General features: G+C 63.4%; 19 protein-coding genes. 6 read left to right on the top strand and 13 right to left on the bottom strand.

Features of this window, described 5'->3' with window-relative positions; translation table 11 throughout:
* Positions 1-32: 32 nt before the first annotated feature.
* From XW59_RS16430 to XW59_RS16460, 7 genes are all read right to left on the bottom strand, one after another.
* Positions 33-932: a glycosyltransferase family A protein gene (locus XW59_RS16430; protein ID WP_052958212.1), complete on the bottom strand. Its 900-nt coding sequence runs from the start codon at positions 930-932 to the stop codon at positions 33-35.
* A gap of 329 nt (positions 933-1,261) precedes the next feature.
* Positions 1,262-2,551, bottom strand: coding sequence for a four-carbon acid sugar kinase family protein (locus XW59_RS16435; protein ID WP_047146586.1), 1,290 nt, complete (start codon positions 2,549-2,551; stop codon positions 1,262-1,264).
* Positions 2,552-2,555: 4 nt separating this feature from the next.
* Positions 2,556-3,830, bottom strand: a complete 1,275-nt coding sequence (locus XW59_RS16440; protein ID WP_047146585.1) for a ribulose-bisphosphate carboxylase large subunit family protein — start codon at positions 3,828-3,830, stop codon at positions 2,556-2,558.
* A gap of 7 nt (positions 3,831-3,837) precedes the next feature.
* Positions 3,838-4,377 carry a VOC family protein gene (locus XW59_RS16445; RefSeq protein WP_047146584.1) on the bottom strand — a complete coding sequence of 180 codons (540 nt, stop codon included), beginning with the start codon at positions 4,375-4,377 and terminating at the stop codon, positions 3,838-3,840.
* Between the two features lie 9 nt (positions 4,378-4,386).
* The gene (locus XW59_RS16450) at positions 4,387-5,664 is read right to left on the bottom strand and encodes a TRAP transporter large permease (protein WP_047146583.1); all 1,278 of its coding nucleotides are present in this window, start codon (positions 5,662-5,664) and stop codon (positions 4,387-4,389) included.
* On the bottom strand, positions 5,661-6,179 hold the full coding sequence (locus XW59_RS16455; protein ID WP_052958211.1) for a TRAP transporter small permease: 519 nt from the start codon (positions 6,177-6,179) through the stop codon (positions 5,661-5,663). The genes XW59_RS16450 and XW59_RS16455 overlap by 4 nt, the downstream gene beginning before the upstream one ends.
* Positions 6,180-6,205: 26 nt before the next feature.
* Positions 6,206-7,240 carry a TRAP transporter substrate-binding protein gene (locus XW59_RS16460; protein ID WP_047146582.1) on the bottom strand — a complete coding sequence of 345 codons (1,035 nt, stop codon included), beginning with the start codon at positions 7,238-7,240 and terminating at the stop codon, positions 6,206-6,208.
* Positions 7,241-7,412: 172 nt separating this feature from the next.
* On the opposite strand from XW59_RS16460, the gene XW59_RS16465 reads away from it, so the two are divergent.
* From XW59_RS16465 to XW59_RS16485, 5 genes are all read left to right on the top strand, one after another.
* Positions 7,413-8,426 (top strand): LacI family DNA-binding transcriptional regulator, encoded by a 1,014-nt coding sequence (locus XW59_RS16465; protein ID WP_047146581.1) that lies wholly within the window; start codon positions 7,413-7,415, stop codon positions 8,424-8,426.
* A 263-nt stretch (positions 8,427-8,689) separates the two neighbouring features.
* A complete protein-coding gene (locus XW59_RS16470; RefSeq protein WP_047146580.1) occupies positions 8,690-9,631 on the top strand; it encodes an ABC transporter permease in 942 nt (313 codons plus the stop codon).
* A complete protein-coding gene (locus XW59_RS16475; RefSeq protein ID WP_047146579.1) occupies positions 9,628-10,461 on the top strand; it encodes an ABC transporter permease in 834 nt (277 codons plus the stop codon). The genes XW59_RS16470 and XW59_RS16475 overlap by 4 nt, the downstream gene beginning before the upstream one ends.
* A 1-nt stretch (position 10,462) precedes the next feature.
* Positions 10,463-12,100, top strand: coding sequence for a dipeptide ABC transporter ATP-binding protein (locus XW59_RS16480; protein ID WP_047146578.1), 1,638 nt, complete (start codon positions 10,463-10,465; stop codon positions 12,098-12,100).
* Between the two features lie 39 nt (positions 12,101-12,139).
* Positions 12,140-13,717, top strand: a complete 1,578-nt coding sequence (locus tag XW59_RS16485) for an ABC transporter substrate-binding protein (RefSeq protein ID WP_047146577.1) — start codon at positions 12,140-12,142, stop codon at positions 13,715-13,717.
* Between the two features lie 92 nt (positions 13,718-13,809).
* On the opposite strand, the gene XW59_RS16490 is transcribed toward XW59_RS16485, so the two are convergent.
* Entirely contained in the window at positions 13,810-14,955 is a 1,146-nt protein-coding gene (locus tag XW59_RS16490; protein WP_047146576.1) for a serine hydrolase, read from the bottom strand.
* Positions 14,956-15,123: 168 nt separating this feature from the next.
* Between XW59_RS16490 and XW59_RS16495 the strand changes: the two genes are divergently transcribed.
* Positions 15,124-16,311, top strand: a complete 1,188-nt coding sequence (locus tag XW59_RS16495; RefSeq protein WP_047146575.1) for a serine hydrolase — start codon at positions 15,124-15,126, stop codon at positions 16,309-16,311.
* Positions 16,312-16,329: 18 nt separating this feature from the next.
* Here XW59_RS16495 and XW59_RS16500 read toward each other — a convergent pair whose 3' ends face one another.
* The 5 genes from XW59_RS16500 to XW59_RS16520 form a co-directional block, all read right to left on the bottom strand.
* Positions 16,330-17,223 (bottom strand): siderophore-interacting protein, encoded by an 894-nt coding sequence (locus XW59_RS16500; protein WP_047146574.1) that lies wholly within the window; start codon positions 17,221-17,223, stop codon positions 16,330-16,332.
* Between the two features lie 140 nt (positions 17,224-17,363).
* Positions 17,364-19,289, bottom strand: coding sequence for an MOSC N-terminal beta barrel domain-containing protein (locus tag XW59_RS16505; RefSeq protein ID WP_047146667.1), 1,926 nt, complete (start codon positions 19,287-19,289; stop codon positions 17,364-17,366).
* A gap of 56 nt (positions 19,290-19,345) precedes the next feature.
* On the bottom strand, positions 19,346-20,707 hold the full coding sequence (locus tag XW59_RS16510; RefSeq protein ID WP_047146573.1) for a glutamine synthetase family protein: 1,362 nt from the start codon (positions 20,705-20,707) through the stop codon (positions 19,346-19,348).
* A 66-nt stretch (positions 20,708-20,773) separates the two neighbouring features.
* On the bottom strand, positions 20,774-22,168 hold the full coding sequence (locus XW59_RS16515; protein ID WP_047146572.1) for an aspartate aminotransferase family protein: 1,395 nt from the start codon (positions 22,166-22,168) through the stop codon (positions 20,774-20,776).
* Positions 22,169-22,276: 108 nt separating this feature from the next.
* The gene (locus XW59_RS16520; RefSeq protein ID WP_047146571.1) at positions 22,277-22,951 is read right to left on the bottom strand and encodes a GntR family transcriptional regulator; all 675 of its coding nucleotides are present in this window, start codon (positions 22,949-22,951) and stop codon (positions 22,277-22,279) included.
* Positions 22,952-23,043 lie beyond the last annotated feature (92 nt).

Consider the following 23,043-nt stretch of genomic DNA (forward strand, 5'->3'; position numbering starts at 1 on the left):
CGTTTGACCGGCCGGGTGAGCCGAGCTTCGTCCTAGACTCTCAAGCCCTTGGTGAGCACCCGCTTTGCAAGGGACTCCGGCTTCGTTACGAAAGCCCTGGACAGAAAATACAGCGCCTTGGGGATGTCCCTGTTCTTCAATGCAAATCGGGTGGACAGAAGTTCCATCTCGTAGAGACGCGCCTTGCAGAACTTCCGGCCGTAGCCCTTGTAGGCGGCGCCGTATTTCTCGAAGATATAGGCGTTGCATTCCCTTATCTGCGCTGCGTCGCGGCCGATGTCGGACTTGTGGTAGACACACAAGGGATCGCGGGTGTCGGGCGACACGATCCGTCCGCCACTGAGCGCGAAGCGAAGGAAAAAGTCCAGGTCCTGCAATCGCGGAAGCCGCTCGTCGAACCATCCGACATTCTTGAAGGCGGTTGCCGGTGCCAGCAATGTCCACAGATACGCTCTCAGGTCGCGCCCGACCATCAGGGCGCGAACCTGGTCCTGCTCGGTTTTCTGAGCGCATTTACGCGCGCGGGCGCCCGTCCATTTCCAGTCATAGTTGCAGGTGACCCAGACGAAATCATCGCCGGACTGGCAAACCTCGTCGAGTTTGGAAACCTGCCAGGAAAGCTTCTCGGGATACCATTCGTCGCCGGCGTCGAGCCAGGCGACCAAGGGGCTTTCGATTGCATCGAGAAGGACGTTTCTGGTGTATGGTCGCCCTTTGTTCTCGGGATTTTCGAGCAGCGTTACTTCCAGCGGATATCCCTCGGCCAGCTCGTGGAGCCCGCGCCGTGTCTCTTGTGATGAGCCGTCGTCGGCAATCACCACCCTTATCGCGCCGGACCAATCCTGCCGGTGGATCGACCGCAGGGACAAGACGAGCCCTTCCAGATCGTTGTAATGGGGAATCAGCACGTCGATTCGCTGCTTGTCGAGCATAGGGAGGCAACCCTTTCAGTGACCTCGATCCTCCGCGCCGAATGAACTAACCCGTAATTCAGCGACGTTGGCCGGTCCGTTCTCCTCATAGCTTCTCGTGAGATCGCTACCGTGCGCCGGTCGATTGGAACTCGCCGACGCAGGCACCCCGCCCTCGCGTTCAACTAAAAGCCCGTTAGCACCTGTCTCTTACGAACTCATCGGTGTCGCTGCAATCAGAAAAGCCAATGGCAGCATTCGCGAACATTCGTACCGCGCAAGAAAGAATACTTTATGACGGGCTGCGGATCTGTAAGCCCGCCGCATTCAACGGCGGCAAAATCCGCGATTCAGCCGACGGAGGCCGAAGCAAATCGATCGAATATCGTCTCCGAGCCGACCTGACCGCCCTTGAGCATCAGCCGCATCTTGTCGCGGCCCGGGACGAGCGAACTGGCGATGCAGATCGCGACGCCGGCATCGAGCTGTTGTTCGAAGGCGAGGCTCGTAAAGCCGAGATGCCGGACCAAGATGCTGGACGTGTCGCCGCCGGCTATGCCCAGGGCGGCCACCGTCTCGCGGTCGAGAATGGCGGAAACCAGCTCGGCCAGCCGGCGCGACAACTCCACCCCGCTGGCATCATAGCGCTCGCGTGGCGCAAGATGGACCAGCAGGTTCGCGCCGCTGCCCAGCACCGCCGCGCAGCGCCCGGCAAGGCTGGCGATGGAAGGATCGTCCAGGAGATCGCTCGCGGTGACCGCGATGCGCGTGAACCGGCGGGCGGCATCGACCTGCCCGGCGGTTACCTCCGACCGACTTCCCGCGACGATCAGGCACCGCCCCGTCGAGCGAATGCCGGGTTCCTCGGGAGCGGGCCCTTCATGCCGGCCGGCCGATCCTGACAACGCCTCCGCGACGCTGCTGGCGCCGACGATCAACACCGGTCTCCGGTCGGCTTGAAATGCTCTCAACGCGGCGCCGATCGTCTCGAGGTCGTGCTGGTTCAGCACGTCGAATAGAACTCCGCCCGGCACGGTCTTGCCGCCTGAAAGCCTTTCTGCCAATTCCGACGCGCCGCCGGCCAGCGCGGGAAAGGCTTCGAGGCGGAGATCGGCGAGCCCCTGCGCGGCCAGATGGAGACGCAAATCCGCTTCGCCCATCGGCGTGATCGGATGATCGCGCATAACCGGGTGCCGGTCGATGCGGTGGACCCCTCCGTCCGGACCCCGGGCGAAGAGGGTCGCGAAGGCGCAATAGCGTCCGAGGCTCGGCTGGCCGCCGATGATGGCGACCAAAGCCGGATCGAGATGCCGCCGCAAGGTTGCGACTGCCGCTCCGATGCTTCCGGTCCCGGGACTGGAATCGAAGGTGGAGCACACCTTGTAATGGACGAAGCGCGGCGACAGAGCCTTTATCAGCGGCGCCAGCCTGTCGACCCGGTCGGTGATCTCGCCAGCCGGTAGTGCCCTCAGCTCGGTGGCGATGCCGACGGCGTCCAGTCCTTCCTCGTCGAGCGCGGATGGATCCGGCGGGTCGAGGAAAAGTCGCGCGCGCCGACCAGCGCGCGCCAGCGTCGCCAACGTGTCTGAGGCGCCGGTGAAGTCGTCGCCAACGAAGACATATTCGACGCCTCCGCTCACGGGATCAGTTCCCGAAGAAGTCGAGCGCTGCCCGCAGCTCGGGACGGCTTTCGGCCGCGTCACTCAGCGCCGTTCCTTCCGCCGTCGCCTCATAGGCCTGGCGCAGGCTCGCTATGCCCGCGGCCGGTCCGTGCGGATGGGCGAGGATGCCCCCGCCGGCAAGAAACATGAAATCGGCCGAGCCGATGGCATTGATCGTCGTCGGCAGGGTTCCCGCCCATTGGCCGGAGGAGAAGACCGGCAGCACCGCATCGTCGGTATCTTGCGCGTCGACGGCGAGCGGGCGAAGGCAGCGTTGCGCGGCCGTTTTCACTTCCTCGGCGGCATCGGAGAACTTCCCGCCGATGCCGTGGACGTGCATGTGATCGATGCCTGCCAGGCGGTAGAGCGCCTGATAGGCGTCAAAGCCTATCCCGAGCGCCGGATGACGGGCGAAGGCACCGTAGCCGTTGCGGTGGCCATGCAGCGCGAGCGGCGTCGAGCGACGCAACGTCTGAATGGCGGAGAGCCCGCACCAGTTGAGGCTCGCCATCACGCACGAACCGCCCTCGCGCTCGACGAGATCGGCGTGGCGGCGCATTGCGTCCGTCTCGTCGGTGATGTTGAAGGCAATCATGACGTCGCGCCCGTTTCGCTCGCGATAGGCGCGTACCTTCTCCATCACGGCAGGCACGCGCTGTGCGAGCGGCGCATGGTCGGGATCGGCGCAGATTTCGTCGTCCTTGATGAAGTCGACGCCGGCCTCGCAAAGCTGCGCGACGAGCTGGGCGATCTCATCGGCCGACATGCCGACATTCGGCTTGATGATCGTGCCGAAGAGGGGGCGGTCATAAACGCCGAGGCGCTCGCGGGTACCGCCGACGCCGAGCCGCGGCATCTCGAACCGCTGTCGATAGGCTTCCGGCAGGTTCACAGCCAGCAGACGAAGCCCGGTCACCTCGCCGAGATCGTAGAGATTTCCGGCCACCGTAGCGGCCAGCGTCGGCAGGTTCGCTGCCATATTGGCCGTAGGAAACGCAATTCTCACCTGCGCGCGCCGCCATGGGCCGGAAATCTGCTTCCGTTCGAGATAGGCGCTTGCGAGCGTCGGGGAGGGCAGTGCTTCGACTTCCTCCACCGAAAGAACCTCTGCGGCGGCGCGCGCGCGCAACGCGTCGGTCTCGCCGGCGACCTTGACGAAAGTGCCACTGCTCTGCTCGCCGGCCATGATCTCGGCGACCTTCGTGGGGTCGAGCGGCGTCTCCAACAGGTAGGTTGCCGTGATCGTTTCGGATTTCATGGCAGCCTCAGATCGAGGAAAGATCGGGGAAGGGGCGGACCGGATCGCTGCCGTCCCAGTTTTGAGAGGCTTCGCGGATCATGTCGAACATGCGCCCCTTGGGACCCATGACCTCGGACAGCTCGATGACGGTGCCGGGATGGGCTTCGCGGTCGAAATAGACGAAACGTCCGTTGGCGCCGACCTTGCCGCTCATCTTCTGGCGAAAGCCTTCGGCTTCCATGCGGGCGAGGTCGCGGTCGTAGTCCTGCGTCCAGTAGGCCACGTGCTGGAGGCCGCGGTGCCCTGCCAGCATGAAGTCGCGATACATGGACGGCGCGTCGTTGCGGGTCTGGATCAGCTCGACCTGGATGAATCCGCTGTTGGCGAGCGCTACGGAATTGTGCACCTCATGGGCCTCGCCCTCGTAGCGGTAATCCTCGATGGGCACCTTCGGATTGTAGAACCAAGGGCCGACACCCATCACCTCGTGCCAATGGGCCATCGCATCCTCTATGTCGTCGACCACATAGCCGAGCTGGCGGATTGCGCCGAGAAGCCTGCTCATATCTGTTCCTTACTGTGCGAGATAGTTTGGCAGCCAGGTCGAAATCGCCGGGAAGAGCGTTACGGCCAGGAGCGAAAGCAGAAGCGGTATGAAGAAGGGAAGCACGCCGCGAATGACCGCATGCACCGGCATCTTGGCGACGATCGACACCATGTAGAGGCTCATCCCGACAGGCGGCGTGAGAAGACCGATCATCAGATTGAGGACGAACACGATGCCGAGCTGCAGCGGGTCGACACCGGCTGCATGGAGCGCGGGAGCGATGATCGGCGCAATGATCAGGATCGCGGCGATCGATTCGAGGAACATCCCAACGACCAGAAGCAGAAGGTTTACGAGAAGCAGGAGGACGAGCGGATTGTCACTCAATCCGAGCAGGAAGCCGCTCGCGGATGCGGGCACGCGATCGAGCGTGAGAATCCAGGCAAAGACCGCGGCGGTCGAGACGATGAAGAGGATTCCCGCCGTCGCCTCCACGGTTTCGCGCAAGCTCTCCCACAATGCCCGGAACGTCAGCGTGCGGTAGATGCCGAAACCGATCACAAGTGCATAGGCGACCGTTACGCCCGCCACTTCCGTCGGCCCGAAATAGCCGCCGATCAGACCGCCGATCAGCAGGATCGGTGCGAGCAGGGCGGGAAGGGAGACGACTGCCTTCTTGGCCACGGCGCGGATGGAGGGCGAAACGTCGTCGCGCGGAAGCTTGTATATCCGCGCCATGACGGCGACCTGGATCATCAGGAACAGGGTGATCAGCAGCGCGGGTATGATGCCCGCAAGCAGCAGATTGACCGTCGAGACGTTGGTGACGCTGGCATAGATGATGATCGGGATCGACGGCGGAAAGATCGGCCCGATCGTCGCCGCGGCGATGGTAATGCCCGCGCCGAATTTCTTCGTGTATCCCTGGCCCGTCATCTGGTCGATCTGGATTTTTCCCAGCGCGCCGATGTCGGCAAGCGCTGCGCCCGAAACGCCGGAGAAGATCAGGCTGACGAGGATCGAGACCTGGGCGACCGCGCCCCTGATGCGGCCGACGAGCAGGCGTACGAGATCGAAGATGTGGTTGGTGACGCCCATCGCCGTCAGCAGGCTTGCCGCGAGGATGAAGAGCGGCACTGCGAGCAGTGGCGTCGAGTCGAGCGCGTTTACCGCACGCTGCGCAAGGACGTTGAGCGGAAGGTCGTAGGCGAGGATCACGACCGCCGAGGAAAGCCCGAGCGCGATGGCCACGGGCGCGCCGACGGCAAGCGCCGCCAGGAAGAGAAGGACGAGTATCAGGCTCATGGTTGGTGGCTTTCTTCCGGACCGGAAAGCGGCCCGGTGAGCAGCGTCAGGACGCGGGAGACGGCGGCGAGCACCAGGAGAACGCAGCCGATCACCGCCGGCGCGTAGAAGAAATAGTTCGGAATGCCGATCGCGGGCGTGGCGAATTTTCCCGCCCGCGAGAGGAAGGAGTGAAGGGCAACGACGATGATGGCGGCGAAAGCCAGCACCATCAGCTCGGCTATGATGAGCAACGCGCGGCGGCCTTGCGGCGGCAGGAGCTGCGGCAGCATGTCGACGGCAACGTGCTGCCCGCGAAAGGCAAGCAACGGGATCGTCAGATATACCAGGCCGATGCCGCAGAAGCGGGCGAGTTCGTCCGCCCAGGGCATTCCCACATTGAAGACGTTGCGCCCGACGACCTGAGTGAAGATGAGCACGCTCATCAAGGCGAGAAGCAGAGTGGCGAGGATGCGGCACAAAACCGCCAAGCTCTCCAATCCCCGTGCCGCGGTCGCGGCGGGTCCCATGCCCATCGTTCTCTCCGTACAATTGGTGGGGTTCAGGCGATCGCCTTGATCTTCTCGTACAGCGCGCCGTATTTCTCGCCGAAGCGTTCCTGCACCAGCTTCTCGACGGAGGCGCGGAAGGCGTCGACTTCGAGCCCGTCCTGCGGTCCGATCACCGTCATGCCGAGCTTGCGAAGTTCCTCGGTATCCTTCTCTTCATTGTCCATTATCGTCCTGGTCGCGCGATCGCGGATTTCCAGCGAGGCGGCGCTGATCGCTTCCTTGTGTTCGTCCGACAGGCCCTGCCAGGTGTCCTCGTTCATCACGACGACCTCGGCGTTGGACATGTGACCCGTCAGCATCAGATGCGACTGGACCTCGTAGAGCTTGACGGAAAGGACGACGTTGACCGGGTTCTCCTGTCCCGCGACCACGCCGGTGGCGAGCGCGGTCGGCACTTCGGACCAGTCCACCGGTACCGGCGCCGCGCCCATGCCCTCGATGGCGGTGGTGTAGATCGGGAACGGCACGGCACGGATTTTCTGGCCGGCGAGGTCGCTGGGCTTATAGACCGCCTTGTTGGCGGTCAGGTTTCGACGGCCGAAATAATGCGCGTAGATGACGCGAGCATTGGCGGCTTTGATGAGGCCCTGGTTGAGTTCCTGCATGACCGGCGAATTCACGTCCATCACCTTCATGAGGTGGTCGACGTCGCGATAGAGATAGGGCGTGTCGAGGGCGGCGAAAGGCTCGTAGAGCGATCCGATGCCGCCCGCGGTATTATGGGAAAACGCGATGTTGCCGAGGGAAACGGCTTCGGCCAGTTCCTGCAGCTTCCCGAGTTGGGACGACGGGAACACTTCGACAGCCAGGTCGCCGCCGGAATGCTTGCCCACCGCCTCCGCGAACCAGTCGGCTTGCGCGCCCGCGACGCTGGCGGGCTCGTTGTTGTGCCCGTACCGCAGCGTGAGCGACTGCGCGCGTGCGATATAGGGCATCATGATCGTTGCACTTGCCCCAAGACCGAGCGCAAGAGCCGAGCGCCGGTTGAACACAGACGAACCAACGGTGTTCGATTTGGATTTCATCACTTCCTCCCATGACGTTTTTTGAGGTCCGCAGACTAAGGCCCATTCTCGACCTCTCCCCGAATGCGTCCCACTTGACTTGATGCTAGAAAGACACATGCTTCAGGTCAAATCTGAATTTCTGAGGTTTTTTGAGGTGTCATCAAATTCTGGAAGCGATACCGGGCCGCTGATGACGGATATCGCGGAGACCGCGCACGTTTCGTTGGCGACCGTCGACAGGGTGCTTAATCGGCGCAAGGGCGTGAAGGCGCGGACGGTGCAGCGCGTTCTCGATGCCGCTCTTCAACTCGGTTATATGAGCGAGGCAGAGCACGAGCGTCTTTCGCGGCCGCGCCCTCCCAACGTCGTGTTTCTCCTGCCGATGGGCGGCAACCCTTATCTGCGGTTGTTCGGGGAAAAGGTGAGGGCGCTCGCAAGAACCACCTCGCGCGACGATGCGCAGGTGCGCTGCTATTTCATCGAGAGTTTTGATGCCGGCGCCCTGGCGAGTGCGATCCGGCACCATGCCGGCTGGGCGGATGGCATAGCCTTCATGGCGATCGACCATCCACTCGTGCGCGAGGCTACCCAGGAGGTCGCGGCGGCTGGGCGGCGTGTCGTCACGATCATCTCCGATCTGCCGCTTCCAGGGCGCGACGCCTTCGTCGGCCTCGACAACCAGGCCGTCGGGCGGACGGCCGGTTATCTTCTCGGGCGCTTCTGCAGGGCCGAGGCGGGAAGCGTCGCGCTCGTGGCCGGCAGCCGCAACTACCGTGCCCATGCGGAGCGGGAAATGGGCTTTCTCGGCTTGCTGGAGGAAAATCACCCGCGTCTCAAAGTTGTCGGCATGCGGGAAGGGCACGACGATCGCGACGAAAACTATCGGCTGGCGACATCGCTAATCGAGCAGAACGAGGATCTGGTCGGCATCTACAATGTCGGCGGGTCGTCCGACGGAATTGCGCGGGCGCTTCGCGAAAAAGGTGTCGCCGGCAAGATCATCTTCATCGGACATGGGCTGACCGCGGACACGCGCAAACTCCTGATCGACGGCACGATGGACGCCGTCATCAACTCCGATCCGGATGCGATGTTGTCCTCGACTCTTCGCATCTTCGACGATCTGCAGCGCGGCGCGGCGTTGCAGGCGAACGCGCCGGTAAAAATGGACATCATTTTTCGGGAGAACATCCCGCTGGCGTGACCGTGCGAGTTAGCTGGCGGGGCAATGCTAGCGTGATCGTGCGTCGGTCGGCGGGTTCCTCCCCGGCGCGTATCTAGTCGAGCGCGGCGAGGCGAAAGTCGTCATATCCGGACCTGGCAAAATTTTTGACGCCGCCCCCAGTTGCGGCCGCCGGATGCGCGCGTTAAAACTTCTCTCCAATATGATCAAATATAACTGCCGACGGGAACCGGCACGCCAATAGAGGGACTCAGAAAGATGATGCAGATTCGGTGTCCGAAGCCATGATACGATTCGTGGCCGGCCGAGTTCTTTGGGCAATTCCCACGATATTCGTGGTTTCCATCGCTGTTTTCAGCATGATGCGCATGATACCGGGCGATCCGGCCGCGGTGATGCTCGGCGATCTGGCAACGCCCGACCAGGTCGCGGCGATGCGTGATCAAATGGGAATGGATGCGCCGATCATCGTGCAATATGTCCGATGGATCGAGCAGATCGTCGCGGGAGATTTCGGGCGATCGATCCTGACCAACGATCCGGTCCTGCCGCTGATGCTGGAACGTTTCAGCGTTTCCGCATCGATCGTCGTTCTGGCCGTGTTGTTCGCGACGCTCATCGCCGTACCCGCGGGCATGCTCGCCGCCTGGCGGCAGGGCAGCTTCGTCGATATCGGGACCGTCGGTCTGGCGACGCTGTTGCTCTCCATCCCGAGTTTCTGGCTCGGCCTGATGATTCTCCTCGTCTTCGGCCTTTATCTGAAATGGTTTCCGGTCATCGGCTATGTCTCCTTCGCGACCGATCCGTGGCGCGCAGCCACGTTCCTGGTCATGCCGGTGCTGACGCTGACGCTGGTGGAGATCGGGGTGATCATACGCATGGCGCGTGCAAGCGCGATCGAGGTGGCGCGGCTCGAATACATCACCCACGCCCGCGCCAAGGGCCTCTCGGAGGCCGCGGTCATGTGGCGCCACGCCTTCAAGAACGCCTTCGCTCCCACCTGGACGCTGTTGGGACTGATCCTGGGCGGCCTGCTGGGCGGCATCGCCGTCACCGAAACGGTGTTCACGCTCCCGGGTCTCGGGCGGCTCCTGGTCGATGCCATCTATGCGCGCGACTACCCGATCGTCCAGGGCTGTATCCTGTTGATCAGCGCGATCTACGTGCTGGTCAACCTGATCGTGGACCTCTGCTATCCCTTCTTCGATCCGAGGATCGCCCGATGATTGCCGCTCGTAGCCATCGCCGGCCGGATTTCAACGCGGCGTTCGGGGGAACTGTCGTTGCGATGCTATTGTTCGCCGCGCTTTTCGGCCCCGGCCTCGTTCACTACGATCCGCTGGCTCTCGACCTGATGGCGCGGCTACAGGGGCCTTCGGCGACCCATCTTCTGGGCGCCGACGAGTTCGGCCGCGACCTGCTCAGCCGCGTCGTCCACGGCGCCCGTGTCAGTGTCACGATATCCGTCCTGACGGTCTGCCTCGCCATGGCGATCGGAATCGTGCTCGGCACCGTTGCCGGGTATGCCGGCGGCTGGATCGACCGGCTGGCGATGCTGTTGAACGATTCCCTGCTCGCATTTCCGGGTCTTCTGTTGGCGCTCGGCATCATGGCCGTGTTCGGTGCGAGCGTCGGAGCGATCATCATCGCGCTCGGCCTTGCCTATGTTCCGGCCGTCGTGCGGGTCATGCGGGCAAGCGTCATGTCGCTGCGCGAGCGCGAATTCGTCGAGGCGTCGCGGGTCATCGGCAATCGCGAGATAACGACGATGCTGCGTCACGTCCTGCCCAACTGCATCGCGCCGCTGACGGTGCTGGCGACGACGATGTTCGGCTGGGTCATCCTTTCAGAGACGGCACTGAGCTTTCTCGGCCTCGGCGTGCCGCCTCCGGCGCCGAGCTGGGGCAATATGCTGGCCGCGGCACGCCCGCATATCGTTCAGGCTCCCTACCTGATCATCGTTCCCGGCCTGTGCGTCTCCCTCACGCTCCTGGGCATAAACATGCTGGGCGACGCCTTGCGCGACTGGCTCGATCCCAAAATGCAGGCGTCCTGACATGAGCAATCAAGAGCAGCCGCTGCCGGTGCTGGACGTTCGCAACCTCTCCGTCGAGATCGGGCGCACTGGCCGCAAGGTGGTCGACGATCTCAGCTTCGCGATCCCTTCGGGAGAGATGCTGGCGGTGGTCGGCGAATCCGGTTCCGGCAAGACCATGGCCGCACGCTCGATCCTGCGCCTGTTGCCCGTGCCGCTGCATGTCGCGCCTGCGAGCCGCATCTTCTTCGACGGCGATGACCTCGCCTCCGCTTCCGACAAGCATATGCGCAAGGTGCGCGGCGGAAAGATCGGCATGGTGTTCCAGGAACCGATGGTGTCGCTGAACCCGTCCATGACGATCGGCCGTCAGATGGCGGAGGCGCAACGCATCCATCTCGGCCTTGGCAGGGCGGAAATCCGGGATCGCTCGCTGGCGATGCTCGAGCGGATCCGCATTCAGAATCCGGAAAAATGTCTCGCCGCCTATCCGCATGAATTCTCCGGCGGCATGCGCCAGCGCATCATGCTGGCTTCCGTGATGCTGACGCGGCCGCGGCTCTTGATCGCCGACGAGCCGACCACCGCGCTCGACACGCTCGTCCAGCGCGACGTGCTGGACCTGATGGCCGAGCTGACGAGCGAGAACGGCACCGCTGTTCTTCTGATCAGCCACGACCTCGGCATGGTGTCGCACTACGTGAAGAACGTCGTGGTGATGCATAGCGGACGTGCTGTGGAAACCGGTCCGGCCAGGAATGTGCTGGTCAGTCCGCAGCACAGCTACACGAGGCGGCTGGTCGACGCGCTGCCGAAAAGGACCGAAGGCGGCGCGCGCGACACGAGCGCCGATGCCGAGCCGCTGCTCGAGCTACGTGATGTCGTCGTCGACTATCCCGGGCGAGGCGGCTTCTTCATGCGGGCTGAACCGAAGCGGGTGGTCAAGGGTGTCAGCCTGACGATCAATCGCGGCGAGACGCTGGCGCTCGTCGGAGGCTCTGGTTCCGGCAAAACCACGCTCGGGCGTGCGATCATCGGCCTGGTGCGGCCTGCCTCGGGCAGCATCCGCTATCTCGGCAGGGAACTCCTGAACGAGAGCGCGGCCGCCATGCGGGACTTGCGCAAGGACGTCCAGATCATCTTCCAGGATCCCTACTCCTCGCTCGACCCGCGCCAACGTATCGGCAGCATCGTCGGCGAGCCGCTGTTGCTCGACAAGGAGATGACGCCACCCGCGCGCCGCGCGCGGGTCGAGGAGGTGTTCCTGGATGTCGGGCTCGATCCGGATTTCATGCGCCGTCTGCCGCATCAACTGTCGGGCGGACAACGGCAGCGTGTCGCCATTGCCCGGGCGATCGTCCGCAACCCGGCCTTCGTCGTCGCCGACGAACCGGTCTCCGCGCTCGACATGACGGTGCAGAAGCAGATCCTGCATCTCATCCGCAAGCTTCAGGCCAAGCACGGCTTTGCCTGCCTCTTCGTCTCGCACGACCTCGGCGCGGTCGAGCAGGTCGCCGACAGGGTAGCCGTCATGGATAACGGCAACATCGTCGAGATCGGCAATCGCGACGACGTCTTCGACAATCCGCGGAACGCCTACACCAAACGCCTCCTGGATGCGGCGATGTTGCTGGACCGCAAATTCGCCGGCGCGGCGTGAGGACGAGGAATTCAACAATCAAACAAACAAGGAGCACTCATGAGATACCAGTTTTCAACCTCGATGCTCGGCCTCTGCGCCGTGCTCGCCAGTCCGTCAATGGCGGCGGAGGAGCCGGTGAAGGGCGGCGTGGTCGGCTTTGCCCTGACTTCCGACATCCGCACGCTCGATGCGTCGCGCACCGATGCGAATACGGATTCGGTGCTGCACCACATCTACGATCAGTTCGTCGCCTATCGCGACGACATGACGGTCGGGCCGGCGATCGCCGATAGCTGGGAGGTCAGCGAGGATGGCCGCACCTACACCTTCAAGCTGCGCGAGGGCGTCGTCTACCACAACGGCGATCCCGTCGTTGCCGGCGATGTCAAATGGCTCTGGGATCGCCGCATGAGCGCCGGCGAGCAATTGGGAACGCCCTGGTTCTGCGCAAGCTCGTTCGATGGCAGCCGCGGCCTCAAGGTGGAGACGGTCGAGGTCGTCGACGAGGGAACCATCACCTTCACCCTCGACGCGCCGAACACGTTGTTCCTGACGCAACTCGCGAATACCTACTGCAATTTCTGGGTCGCCAGCCCGAAGAATGTCGACGCGCAAGGCAATTGGATCGATGGCTCCGCGATCGGCAGCGGTCCGTTCCAGTTCAAGGAGTGGAGGAAGGAGCAATACGTCTCGCTGACGCGTTTCGATGGCTACGTGCCTTCCAAGCATCCGCGTTCCGGCTATAGCGGCGACCGCACCACCTATGTCGACGAGGTGCGTTTCTCCGTCATTCCGGACAAGACGGCTGCCGAGACCGCGCTCTTTGCCGGCCAGATCGATGTCGTCACCTCCCTGCAGGCCTCGCGCATGGACGCCGTCCGCGAAATGGGCGCGACGGTTCAGCACGCGCCGGGACTTTCGCCATCTGCGATCCTCCTCCAGACGAAGGACCCGCTTCTGTCGAACCCGAAGCTTCGGCTCGCCATGGCGCATGCCATCGACCTGGAGCAGATCACGGCCGTGAAGACCGCGGGCCTTGCCGTTGCGAACCCGTCCGGCGTGCCGGAAACGAGCGCGATTTTCGACGATCGTTTCAAGGAGTGGCCGGCCTACGATCCAGAGCTGGCGAAGAAGCTTCTCGCCGAGACGGGCTACAAGGGTGAGCCGATCAAGCTCCAGGCCAACCAGCGTTTCATCGGCATGTATGAGAACGCCATTCTCGTCCAGGCCATGTTGAGCGCCGCCGGCTTCAACATACAACTGGACGTTCTCGACTGGGCGGCGCAGTTCGAGAACTACATTTCCGGCAACTACCAGATGCAGTCCTTCGGCTATTCGGCGCTGCCCGATCCGCTGATCGTCTACGGCCGCATCATCGGCGACAAGGAAACCGACGCGACGATCCAGTGGGACGACGAGAAGGCGCGCGAGATCTACACCCAGGCGCTGACGGAGATGGATCTCGACAAGCGCAAGGAATTGCTTCTGGAGCTCCATGCAATGATGAAGGAGGAAGCTCCGATGCTGATCCTCTACTATTATCCGGTGATCGAGGCGGTATCGCCGAACCTCGTCGATTACGTGTCGTGGTCGGGCGCGGCGCCGCGCGCATGGGGCGTTTGGAAGCGCAAATAGCCTTGAAATTCAACGCATGAAGAAGGGCCCGGTCGAAGCGACCGGGTCCTTTCCATCGAATAGGCCGCCGGAATGGCGGAAGCCGCGAAATCTCAGGCGGCGCATATCGCCTTGAGCATGGCGATGACGCGTTGGTCGAGCGCATCGTTGATCGGAACCGGTTCGGAGGAGTTGCGCACCACCACCGTCTCGCTGGCGGGGTCGACCCACACTGATTGGCCGTGAATGCCCATGCCCGCCACTGCTCCGGCGCCCGTCTCGTACCAGAAATGACGGTAGCTGCCGCCGGGATAGAGCGGTCCCTGGTCGCCTGTGCGCCAAATCTCGCGGTCGCCACCGGCGAAAATTTCAGCCACCTGCCATGTTGGCAGGATACCGCCGCCCTGGTTGCGCATCAGTTCGCCGAGCCTAGCGAGATCCCGCGCGGTGACGGAAATTCCACCGGAAGCACGCGGATTGCCCGCGCGGTCGAGCGTGACGAAGGCATCGGAATGCGCGCCCATCGGCCGCCAGATATATTTGCTGATCATGTCGGCGTAGCGCTCGCCTGCCGCTTCCTCCAGGACGATCGCCGCCATGTCGGCATTGGGCGAGCGGTACATGTGCCGCGTGCCGTGAGGGTGGTCGCCCTTGGGCAGCGTGCGGAACAGGGCGCGCAAGGTCATCGTTTCCTCGTCGCTGCGCTCCGGGTTCCAGAGCATCGCCCGCCGGTAGCGGTCGAAGGCGCCGGAGCGATCGAGATAGACCTCGTCGAATTCGATGCTGACCTGCATGTTGAGAAGATCGCGGATGGTGACGTCTCCATAGGCGGAGCCGATGCTTTCGGGCACGTATTTCGAGACGAGATCGTCGGCCGAAAGCAGGCCCTTGTCGATGAGAATTCCCGCAAGAAGCCCCGTGAACGATTTGGAGATCGAGAAGATGATGTGCGGCTTCGAAGGATCGGCATGTGGCGCATACCATTCCGCGATGATCTCGCCGCGGCGCATGACGACCAATGCATCGCTGTGGCTGTAATGCAGAAACTCGGGCAGCGTCAGTTCCGCGCCCTCCACCGTGCGTGCCCTCACACCGGCGAACGAGCCGAGCGGTCGCGGTGCATTCTCCGCGACGCGCGCGCTTGCGATGACCGCCGACGGCACGATCTCGCCGACGTTCTGGAATGTCCAGGTGGAAAAAGGCCGGGTACGCCAGTTCGACAGGCTGATGTCGGATCGGGTGAATTCATGCGCGGTCATGGTGGGCTCCGGATGTCGCGATTGCGCGGGCGAGGTCAGCACGAATAATTTTATCAAATTATAGATTTTGCAAGGGAAACATTGACAAAATACGCTCTAAAATTAAGATCATATTAGTTCGAACGGTCGAGGTGCGGCGGCCAATATCCCCAGTCCAGGATGAGTTGCATGGAAGAGCAGACGCGGTATCCCTATCGTGATCCGATGGCGCCGGGACAGCCGATAATTCCGCGTGGCGAATGGGATCTGCCGCCCTACAATCGCTGGACCTTCCAGCACATCCGCGAAATGACCGCGACCCAGCAGATCTGGCGCGGCAACGGTCCTGTCATGCAGCTTGAGACCGACCTGCAGGATATCGGCGGCCTCCAATTCGAAGGACAGGACGGCACGATAGACGAGTTCGTCGAGCGCAGCTTCACGGACGGTTTCCTGATCATCCACAAAGGCCGGATCGTCAGGGAAAACTATCTGAACGGCATGAGGCCGCACGGCCAGCATCTGGCGATGTCGGTCACGAAGTCCATCGTCGGTCTTCTCACTGGCATTCTCGCGGGCAAAGGTCTGGTGGATCCCTCCGCGCCCGTGACCGACTACCTGCCGGAACTCGATGCCACCGCCTATCGCGGCGCCCGCGTTCAGCACCTGCTGGACATGACCAGCGGCACCGTCTTTGACGAATCCTACACCACGCCGGGCTCGCACATGCAGAAGCTCGACCTGGCCTGCGGCTGGAAGGAGCGGAAGCGCCCCGGCTGGCCGCGCACCATGTGGGAGCTCGTGCTTGAATTGACCGAGCAGGAGGCCGAGCACGGGACACGGTTCAACTACCGCTCGATCGACACCGACGTGCTCGGCTTCGTGCTCGAACGTGCCGGCGGCCGGCATCTCGCCGAACTTCTGAGCGAGGAGATCTGGCAGCCGATGGGCGCCGCCGAGGACGCCTACATCACCGTCGACAATGCCGGCACGGCGCTGGCCGACGGCGGCTTCTGCGCCTGCCTTCGCGATTTCGGCAGGATCGCGCAACTTCTGGTCGACGGCGGCCGGCGCGGAGATCGCCAGATCATTCCCGCCGGGTGGATAGAGGAAACGCGCTCGGCCGATCATGCGAAGTTCGGCGACAATTACCGCATCGCCATGCCCGAGGGCGGCTATCGCAACAAATTCTGGATCGAGGATCCGAAGGGCAGGGCGCTGGTCTGCCGGGGCGTCTACGGGCAGTTCATCTATGTCGATCCGGAAGCCGGTTTCGCGGGCGTCAAGCTGTCGTCCTGGCCGGATTATCTGGTGCCCGGCTTCACCAAGGAGACCCTGGCGGCATTCAACGCCATCAAGGTCGCGCTGGCGGGATAAGAAGCGCGGGCGCTCGCGTCAGTCGAGCGTCCTGCCGAATTTCCAATATCCCATCAAGGTGGTCTGTCTTTTGTCGATGCCGCCCTTGGCGAGCAGCTTGCGAATGCGGCCGATGGAGGCGGATTCGCCGGCGAACCAGGCATAGAAGCGCGGGTCGCCTTCGGATGCGCGATCCCAGATGAGTTCCTCGTCGTCGGTGGCGGCCGAAGCTGCGCCTTCATGAGCAAGGTCCAGTTTCATCGCGCCTGCTGCCGCATTTTCCATCAGCGCGCCATGAACATGCGTGCCGGTCTCCTCGCGCGCCAGCCAGCGCAGGTTCAATCCCTCCCAACGGGCAACGTCGATCTGGTCGGAGGCGGTCGGGATTTCGAGATAGGCATCCGTGGCAGGCGGAGAGGGCAGAGCCGCGAGTTCTTCGAGAATGCCGGCGACCGCCGGCACGGCGGTTTCGTCGGCGATCAGCAGCACCCTCTGCACGCCTTTCGGCGGCTGCCATTCATAGCCGCCGCATTCGCCGGTGAAGGTACGGTTCGGCGCGGATATCTGAAGCGGATCGCCGGTCTTTGCATTTGCCGCCCAAGTGACGGCTGGCCCGCCATCGGCGTGCATGACGAAATCGATGTCGACCTCGCCGGCATCGGCCCGCAATTGGCGGATCGTATAGGTGCGCATGGGCGCCCGGTCGGAAATCGGCCGCGCCTTGTATCTCGTGTACCAGTCGGGCCGGTCGTCCATGTCCGGGTTGCGGCCGTCCGGATAGGGGAAGAAGAGCTTGATACGCTGGTCCGGCGCGTAAGTCGTCATGTCGTGGACGTCGGCGCCGGCAAAGGTCAGCCGGGCAAAGTGCGGGCTCAGGGTTTCGCGCTTCGCGAGCTTCACATTGAATATGCGGTAGGGACGAGCTTCGATCATCAGCTAGGTTCTCTCTTAGCCTGCCTGGATCGATGCTCGCGCCGAAGCTGCGGGTAATCGTCTGGGTTGCGCTGGTTCTGACCTGGAAGATGCCATTTGGGTGCTTCTTCGCGGGTTGTCAACATAGTTGGGCCTTGCCGCTAGAGCGCCACCTTCATATTGCCGATGGGGGTGGTGGAGCATGCAAGCACATAGCCTGTTTCTTTTTCTGTAGCACTCAGCGCGCCTCTTTCGGGATCCGCCGCGTTGGCGGCAAGACGCCATTCCCCCTCTTCGACCCGGCAGCGGCAAGTGCCGCAGATGCCGGCCTCGCAGGCGGCGTTCAGTTCAACGCCCGCTTCCCGCGCGGCCGCGAGAATGGTCGTCGTGCCGTGGCCTGAAATCATTCGGCCCGCAGTGGTGAATTCGACGGACCATTCCCCGATCTCGGGCAGCGCTTCCACCGAGGCGGCATCGATGCCGAACGCTTCCTCCAGAAAGGGCCAGCCGCCGGACGGTGCCAGCGTCCCATGGGCCTGCCGCGCCATCTGGCGAAACCCGTCCGGGCCGCAGGCGAAGACGGTCCGGTTCGCGATGTCGGGGCAAAGGCGCGAGAGCATCGCGCCGTCGAGCCTGCCCGCTTCCGCCTTGGGTAGGCCCTCCACGGCATCGGCTGTGAGATTCCAGCTCAACTTGAGCCGGTCGGGCATGTGGCGTGCGAGTACCGAGAGCTCGTCGGCGAAGCCGATATCGTCGCGGGTTCTGGCGCTGTGGTGGAAGTGGACGACGTAGGGCAGGTCGGCGTCGGCGATGAAGCGCAGCATCGAGATCATCGGCGTGATGCCGCTGCCGGCCGACAGCATGAGCAGGCGGCGGCAGTCGTTGGCGGCGGCAAGATGAAAGCGGCCGAGGGGGCCGTATGCGCGCAGGGTGTCACCGAGCTTCAGCTCGCTGTGAAGCCAGTCGGAGATCCCTCCGCCGCGCGTGCGCCGCACCGTGACGGATATGTGGTGCGGGCGCGAAGGGCTCGACGAGATGGTGAAGCTGCGCCGAGGCGTCTCGCCGTCTATTTCGGGCATCAGGGTGATGAACTGGCCCGGCAGGTAGGTGATTGCGGCACCATCGGTTGAAACGAAGCGAAAAGTCCTCAAGTCACGCGCCTCGTCGACGATACCGACGCAGCGCAGTTCGCGCTCGCGCGGCGCGGTCGAGCCGCCGTCTTTCGCGGTAGGGGACGGAAGGCGCGGGACGGGAACGGCGGTGCCGGGAGTGAGCGAAACGGGGGTCTTGCGCTCGAGAACCTCGACTGAGTCCCCGAGATTGATGCGGCCGTCATTGCATGGGATCAGGAACTGGCCGAAATAGACGTTGCCGTCATCGCCCCGTCGCTGCTTGCCGAGAAGCGCTAGCGGCTCCACGTTCTTGGCCGGAACGCCGGTGGCCGGATCCTGGGTCACCATGATGCAGCGATCGCAGGGGCCAGCGACGATGAATTCCACCTCGCCGACGCGGATCCTTCCCCAGCCATCCTCCGCGAAAGCCTCCGCGTCGTCCATCACGAGGTTCGGGCGAAACCGCCGCATCGGGACGGGCTCTTCGAGGTAGCGGTTCAGGTCTTCAAGCGAGGCGCTGTTCGTCAGGAGAAGCGGCGCCGTGTCGGCGAAGCTCATCTCGCCGCCCGGCGTCAGCGTCAGCGGTCGGTGGCTCCGTTCGCCTTTCACTGCGAGACGGCAGGAGACCTTCAGATGAGCGCTCAGCCAATCGGCGGCTTCGTCGCCGGCATCAAGTGCGACGACGTCCGTTCCCCAGATATTGACCGGCATCGGCGTCAGGCCGTCGCGGCGGAAGGTGACGTGGCCCACGCCGTCGGCGAGAAGCGTCGTCTCGTTCAAGTCGAAAACGGTGTGGATCGAAAACAGCCGCGGATTGGCCCGCGCGGTGATGCATTTTCCCGCCTCGTCGACCACCATCATCTGACGATCGCCCTTAAGTCCTTCATTGCCGATCCGTGCGGAACGCAGGTCGACCGGCGCGCCGGACTTGAGCGGATAGAAGTGCAGGGCTGAAACGCAAGTGGCCGCTGTCATCTTGTCCAAACCTCGCCTGGCGCCCGAACCCGTGCCGCCAACGCGGCTAGCGAGCGCTATACGGTGTCGCGGTAAACGTCGATCTCAAAATCGCTCACATGTCGGGCGAAGGTGTTCATTTCCTGCTGCTTGCAGGCGATGAGCGAGTGACGCAGTTCAGTCGCGAAAATCTCCGACATCAGCGCGCCTTCCTCGAAATGGGCGATCGCGGAGGCCCAGTCGCAAGGCAGCTTCCGGCGGTCCTGCGCGGCGGTGCCGCTGGCGGCGGGATCGCCCGCGTCCATCTCACGCTCGATGCCGATGAGTGCCGCGCCGAGGACGGCGGCCATCACCAGATAGGGATTGGCGTCAGCGCCGGCGACGCGGTGCTCGATCCGGCGCGCCTTGGGTGATCCGCCCGGAATGCGGATCGCGACCATGCGGTTTTCATAGCCCCAAGCCGCGACAGTCGGTGCGTAGGAATTCGGCCGTAGCCGCCTGAACGAGTTGAAGTGCGGCGCGAAGACGAGCGCGCTCTCCGGCATCGCGGCAAGCAACCCGCCCACCGCGTGGCGCATCGTCTGGCTGCCGTCATCGCGGCCATTGTCGAAAACGTTGCGGCCGTCGCGGTCGAGCAGGCTGAAATGCAGGTGCAGGCCACTGCCGGCGCGGTCGCCATAGGGCTTGGCCATGAAGGTGGCGGCAAAGCCGTGCTTGCGGGCGATGCCGCGCACCGTGCGCTTGAACAGCACCGCGTCGTCAGCCGCCTGCAGCGCGTCCGGCACATGGTTCAAATTGATCTCGAACTGGCCGACGCCGTTCTCCGAGATTGCCGTATCGACGGGTATCCTTTGTTCGGCGCAGGAAGCGTAAACGTCGCTGATGAAGGCTTCGAACGCGTCGATCTCGTCGATGGACAATGCCGCGTCGGTGGCGAGGTTCTGGCCCGTGATGGGAGAAATAGGGCCCACCGGACGCCTTGAACCGGGGTCGACGAGATAGAACTCCAGCTCGGTCGCAACCACCGGTGTGAGCCCCAGCCGCGCATAGCGGGCGAGGATGGCGGCAAGCGCCCGGCGCGGGTCGGCGAGGTAGGGCGTTGCCTCGTCATGCGCGAGCCAGACCGGCAGCAGCGCGGTTGGCCGCGCCGTCCAGCTCATCGGCGCGATGGCGCGTCCGGTCCACTGGCAGATCGCGTCGGCATCGCCGTTCCCGAAGACCTGTTCGTCGTTCTCGATGTCCTCGCCCCAGATGTCGAGTCCGACGAGCGAGAAGGGCATGCGCATGCCCCCTTCCAGCGCTTTGCGCGCCTGGCCGGACGAAATTCTCTTGCCGCGCAATATGCCGTTCAGATCGCAGACGGCCGTGCGCAGGCTGTCGATTTGCGGTTGACCCTCGAGCCAGGACAGCGCTTCTTCGATCGCGTTCGGATTGGTCAATTCGTGCCCCGTGGGGTCCGCACACCGCTGTTTCCGAAGCGGCCGCCTTGATTCAGGATTTCGCCCTCAGGCTGCCTTCAGCAGGCCTTCGCTGCGGATCGCCTCATAGGTCTGGTCGAGCGAAAGGGTCGCGCGCTCGATCATGACGTCGATTTCTTCGGGCGTGATGACGAGCGGCGGTGCGATGACCATCCGATCGCCGACATGGCGCATGACGAGATTGTTGGCGAAGCACTTTTCCCGACAGATATAGCCGACCGTGCCTTCATCGGAGGCGAACTTGCCGCGCCGCTCCTTGTCGGGTGTCAGCGCGATCGAGCCGATCAGGCCGACGAGCTTTGTCTCGCCGACGAGGGGATGCTCGGCGAGCTTCGCCCAACGCTCCGCCAGATAGGGATGCGCGACATTGCGGACGTGATCGAGGATGTTCTCGTCTTCCATGAGCCGGAGGTTTTCGAGCGCCACCGCCGCCGCGACCGGATGCCCGGAATAGGTATAACCGTGATTGAATTCGGTCCGTCCCACTACCTCGGCGATCTCGTCGCAGATGATCGAGCCGCCGATCGGCGCATAGCCGGAGGAAAGGCCCTTGGCGATGGTCATGATGTGCGGGCGTATGCCGAAGGTCTCGCTGCCGAACCAGTTGCCGGTGCGGCCGAAACCGCAGATCACCTCGTCGGCGATGAGAAGCACGCCGTACTTGTCGCAGATGCGCTGTATCTCCGGCCAATAGGTCGAGGGCGGAACGATGACGCCGCCCGCGCCCTGGATCGGCTCGCCGATGAAGGCAGCTACCCTTCCGGCACCGAGTTCGACGATCTTCTCCTCGAGCTGTCGGGCGCAGGATAGGCCGAACGCTTCCGGCGTCTCGTCGCCGCCCTTGGCATACCAGTTAGGCTCCTCGATGTGGACGATGCCGGGGATCGGCATGCCGCCCTGCGCATGCATCGCCGCCATGCCGCCGAGGCTGCCGGCGCCTACGGTCGAGCCGTGATAGCCGTTGCGACGCGCGATTATGACGTCGCGTTCCGGCATGCCCTTTGTCGCCCAGTAGTGGCGGACGAGGCGAATGTTGGTGTCGTTGGCTTCCGAACCCGATCCGGCGAAGAAGACGTGATTGAGATCACCCGGGGCGAGTTCCGCGAGCTTTGCCGCCAGAGCGATTGCCGGCGCATGGGTGGTCTGGAAAAAGGTGTTGTAGAACGGCAGTTCCTGCATCTGGCGGGCTGCGGCGTCGCTCAGTTCCTTGCGCCCGTAGCCGATGTTGACGCACCACAGGCCCGCCATGCCGTCGAGAATGCGGTGCCCCTCGCTGTCGGTCAGATAGACGCCGTCGGCGCGCGTGATGACGCGAACACCCTTGGTCGCCAGCGCGTTGTTGGCGGTGAAGGGGTGGAAATGATGTGCCGCGTCAAGTGCCTGCAGTTCCGCGGTCGGCAGGTGATTGGTGATCGTCGGCATTTTCGTCCTTCATCTCGGCGGGAGCGCGGATGCGCAAGGTGCATCCCACGCACGGGATTTCGATCCGCCAAGCATATGAGGGAACGTCACGCTGTCAAGAAAATTTGATCATATTTTTCCGTTGGCAAGCGCGAGCCGCACCTGCTGTATTCCCTGGGTCATGTCCTCGATGATCGCCTGGCGCAGCGCGTCGGCGTCGTTCGCGCGCATCGCCGCTACGGCCTCCGTGTGTTGATCGGGGAGGTTGTCGGTCCCGATCCGTCCGCACACGACGCGAAGCGAGGGCGCGAAGCGCAACCACAGCGACTGGGCGATCGCGGTCAGGATCGGAGCGTCGGCAATGTCGTAAATCGCGAAGTGAAACCGGTAGTTATGCCGCAAATAGCCGCTTACGTCGCCGGCCGCTATGGCGGTGTCGAGCTCGGCGTCGATTGCCGCGACATGCGCGATGGACTGCGGTGTCGCGTTGCGCAGGGCAAGGCAGGTCAGATGAGGCTCGAGCGCAAGCTTGGCGAAAGCGAGTTCCTCGAGCTGGGCGGCGGTCAGGCGGGGAACGCAGACACGCCGGTTGTCCTGGAATTCGAGCGCGCCTTCGGCCGTCAGTCGGCGGATCGCCTCGCGCACCGGCGTCATGCCGGATTCCAGCTTTTCGGTAAGCCCTTGTATCGTAACGGCTTGTCCCGGCGCCAGCTCGCCGAAGAGCACCATGTCGCGCAGGCGCCGATAGGTGGCTTCATGTGACGGAAGCTTTTCGAGAGCTTCGTCGATCGCTGGTACGTCCATCCGGCACCTGCCTGACAACAAGGCCTTCCGGCCATTTTCCTGGTCGGTCTCTATAGACCGAAAGCCATGAGACAAGCAACGCTTTCACATAT

It is taken from the genome of Aquamicrobium sp. LC103 (genome assembly GCF_001014615.2).
Classification (GTDB): Bacteria; Pseudomonadota; Alphaproteobacteria; order Rhizobiales; family Rhizobiaceae; genus LBCQ02.

What these genes read in the sequence shown, in the direction of transcription:
- XW59_RS16430 (WP_052958212.1), bottom strand. Translation starts at nt 932, where the DNA reads ATGCTCGACAAGCAGCGAATCGACGTGCTGATTCCCCATTACAACGAT.
- XW59_RS16440 (WP_047146585.1), bottom strand. Translation starts at nt 3,830, where the DNA reads ATGAAATCCGAAACGATCACGGCAACCTACCTGTTGGAGACGCCGCTC.
- XW59_RS16445 (WP_047146584.1), bottom strand. Translation starts at nt 4,377, where the DNA reads ATGAGCAGGCTTCTCGGCGCAATCCGCCAGCTCGGCTATGTGGTCGAC.
- XW59_RS16450 (WP_047146583.1), bottom strand. Translation starts at nt 5,664, where the DNA reads ATGAGCCTGATACTCGTCCTTCTCTTCCTGGCGGCGCTTGCCGTCGGC.
- XW59_RS16455 (WP_052958211.1), bottom strand. Translation starts at nt 6,179, where the DNA reads ATGGGCATGGGACCCGCCGCGACCGCGGCACGGGGATTGGAGAGCTTG.
- XW59_RS16460 (WP_047146582.1), bottom strand. Translation starts at nt 7,240, where the DNA reads ATGAAATCCAAATCGAACACCGTTGGTTCGTCTGTGTTCAACCGGCGC.
- XW59_RS16465 (WP_047146581.1), top strand. Translation starts at nt 7,413, where the DNA reads ATGACGGATATCGCGGAGACCGCGCACGTTTCGTTGGCGACCGTCGAC.
- XW59_RS16470 (WP_047146580.1), top strand. Translation starts at nt 8,690, where the DNA reads ATGATACGATTCGTGGCCGGCCGAGTTCTTTGGGCAATTCCCACGATA.
- XW59_RS16475 (WP_047146579.1), top strand. Translation starts at nt 9,628, where the DNA reads ATGATTGCCGCTCGTAGCCATCGCCGGCCGGATTTCAACGCGGCGTTC.
- XW59_RS16480 (WP_047146578.1), top strand. Translation starts at nt 10,463, where the DNA reads ATGAGCAATCAAGAGCAGCCGCTGCCGGTGCTGGACGTTCGCAACCTC.
- XW59_RS16485 (WP_047146577.1), top strand. Translation starts at nt 12,140, where the DNA reads ATGAGATACCAGTTTTCAACCTCGATGCTCGGCCTCTGCGCCGTGCTC.
- XW59_RS16490 (WP_047146576.1), bottom strand. Translation starts at nt 14,955, where the DNA reads ATGACCGCGCATGAATTCACCCGATCCGACATCAGCCTGTCGAACTGG.
- XW59_RS16495 (WP_047146575.1), top strand. Translation starts at nt 15,124, where the DNA reads ATGGAAGAGCAGACGCGGTATCCCTATCGTGATCCGATGGCGCCGGGA.
- XW59_RS16500 (WP_047146574.1), bottom strand. Translation starts at nt 17,223, where the DNA reads ATGATCGAAGCTCGTCCCTACCGCATATTCAATGTGAAGCTCGCGAAG.
- XW59_RS16505 (WP_047146667.1), bottom strand. Translation starts at nt 19,289, where the DNA reads ATGACAGCGGCCACTTGCGTTTCAGCCCTGCACTTCTATCCGCTCAAG.
- XW59_RS16515 (WP_047146572.1), bottom strand. Translation starts at nt 22,168, where the DNA reads ATGCCGACGATCACCAATCACCTGCCGACCGCGGAACTGCAGGCACTT.
- XW59_RS16520 (WP_047146571.1), bottom strand. Translation starts at nt 22,951, where the DNA reads ATGGACGTACCAGCGATCGACGAAGCTCTCGAAAAGCTTCCGTCACAT.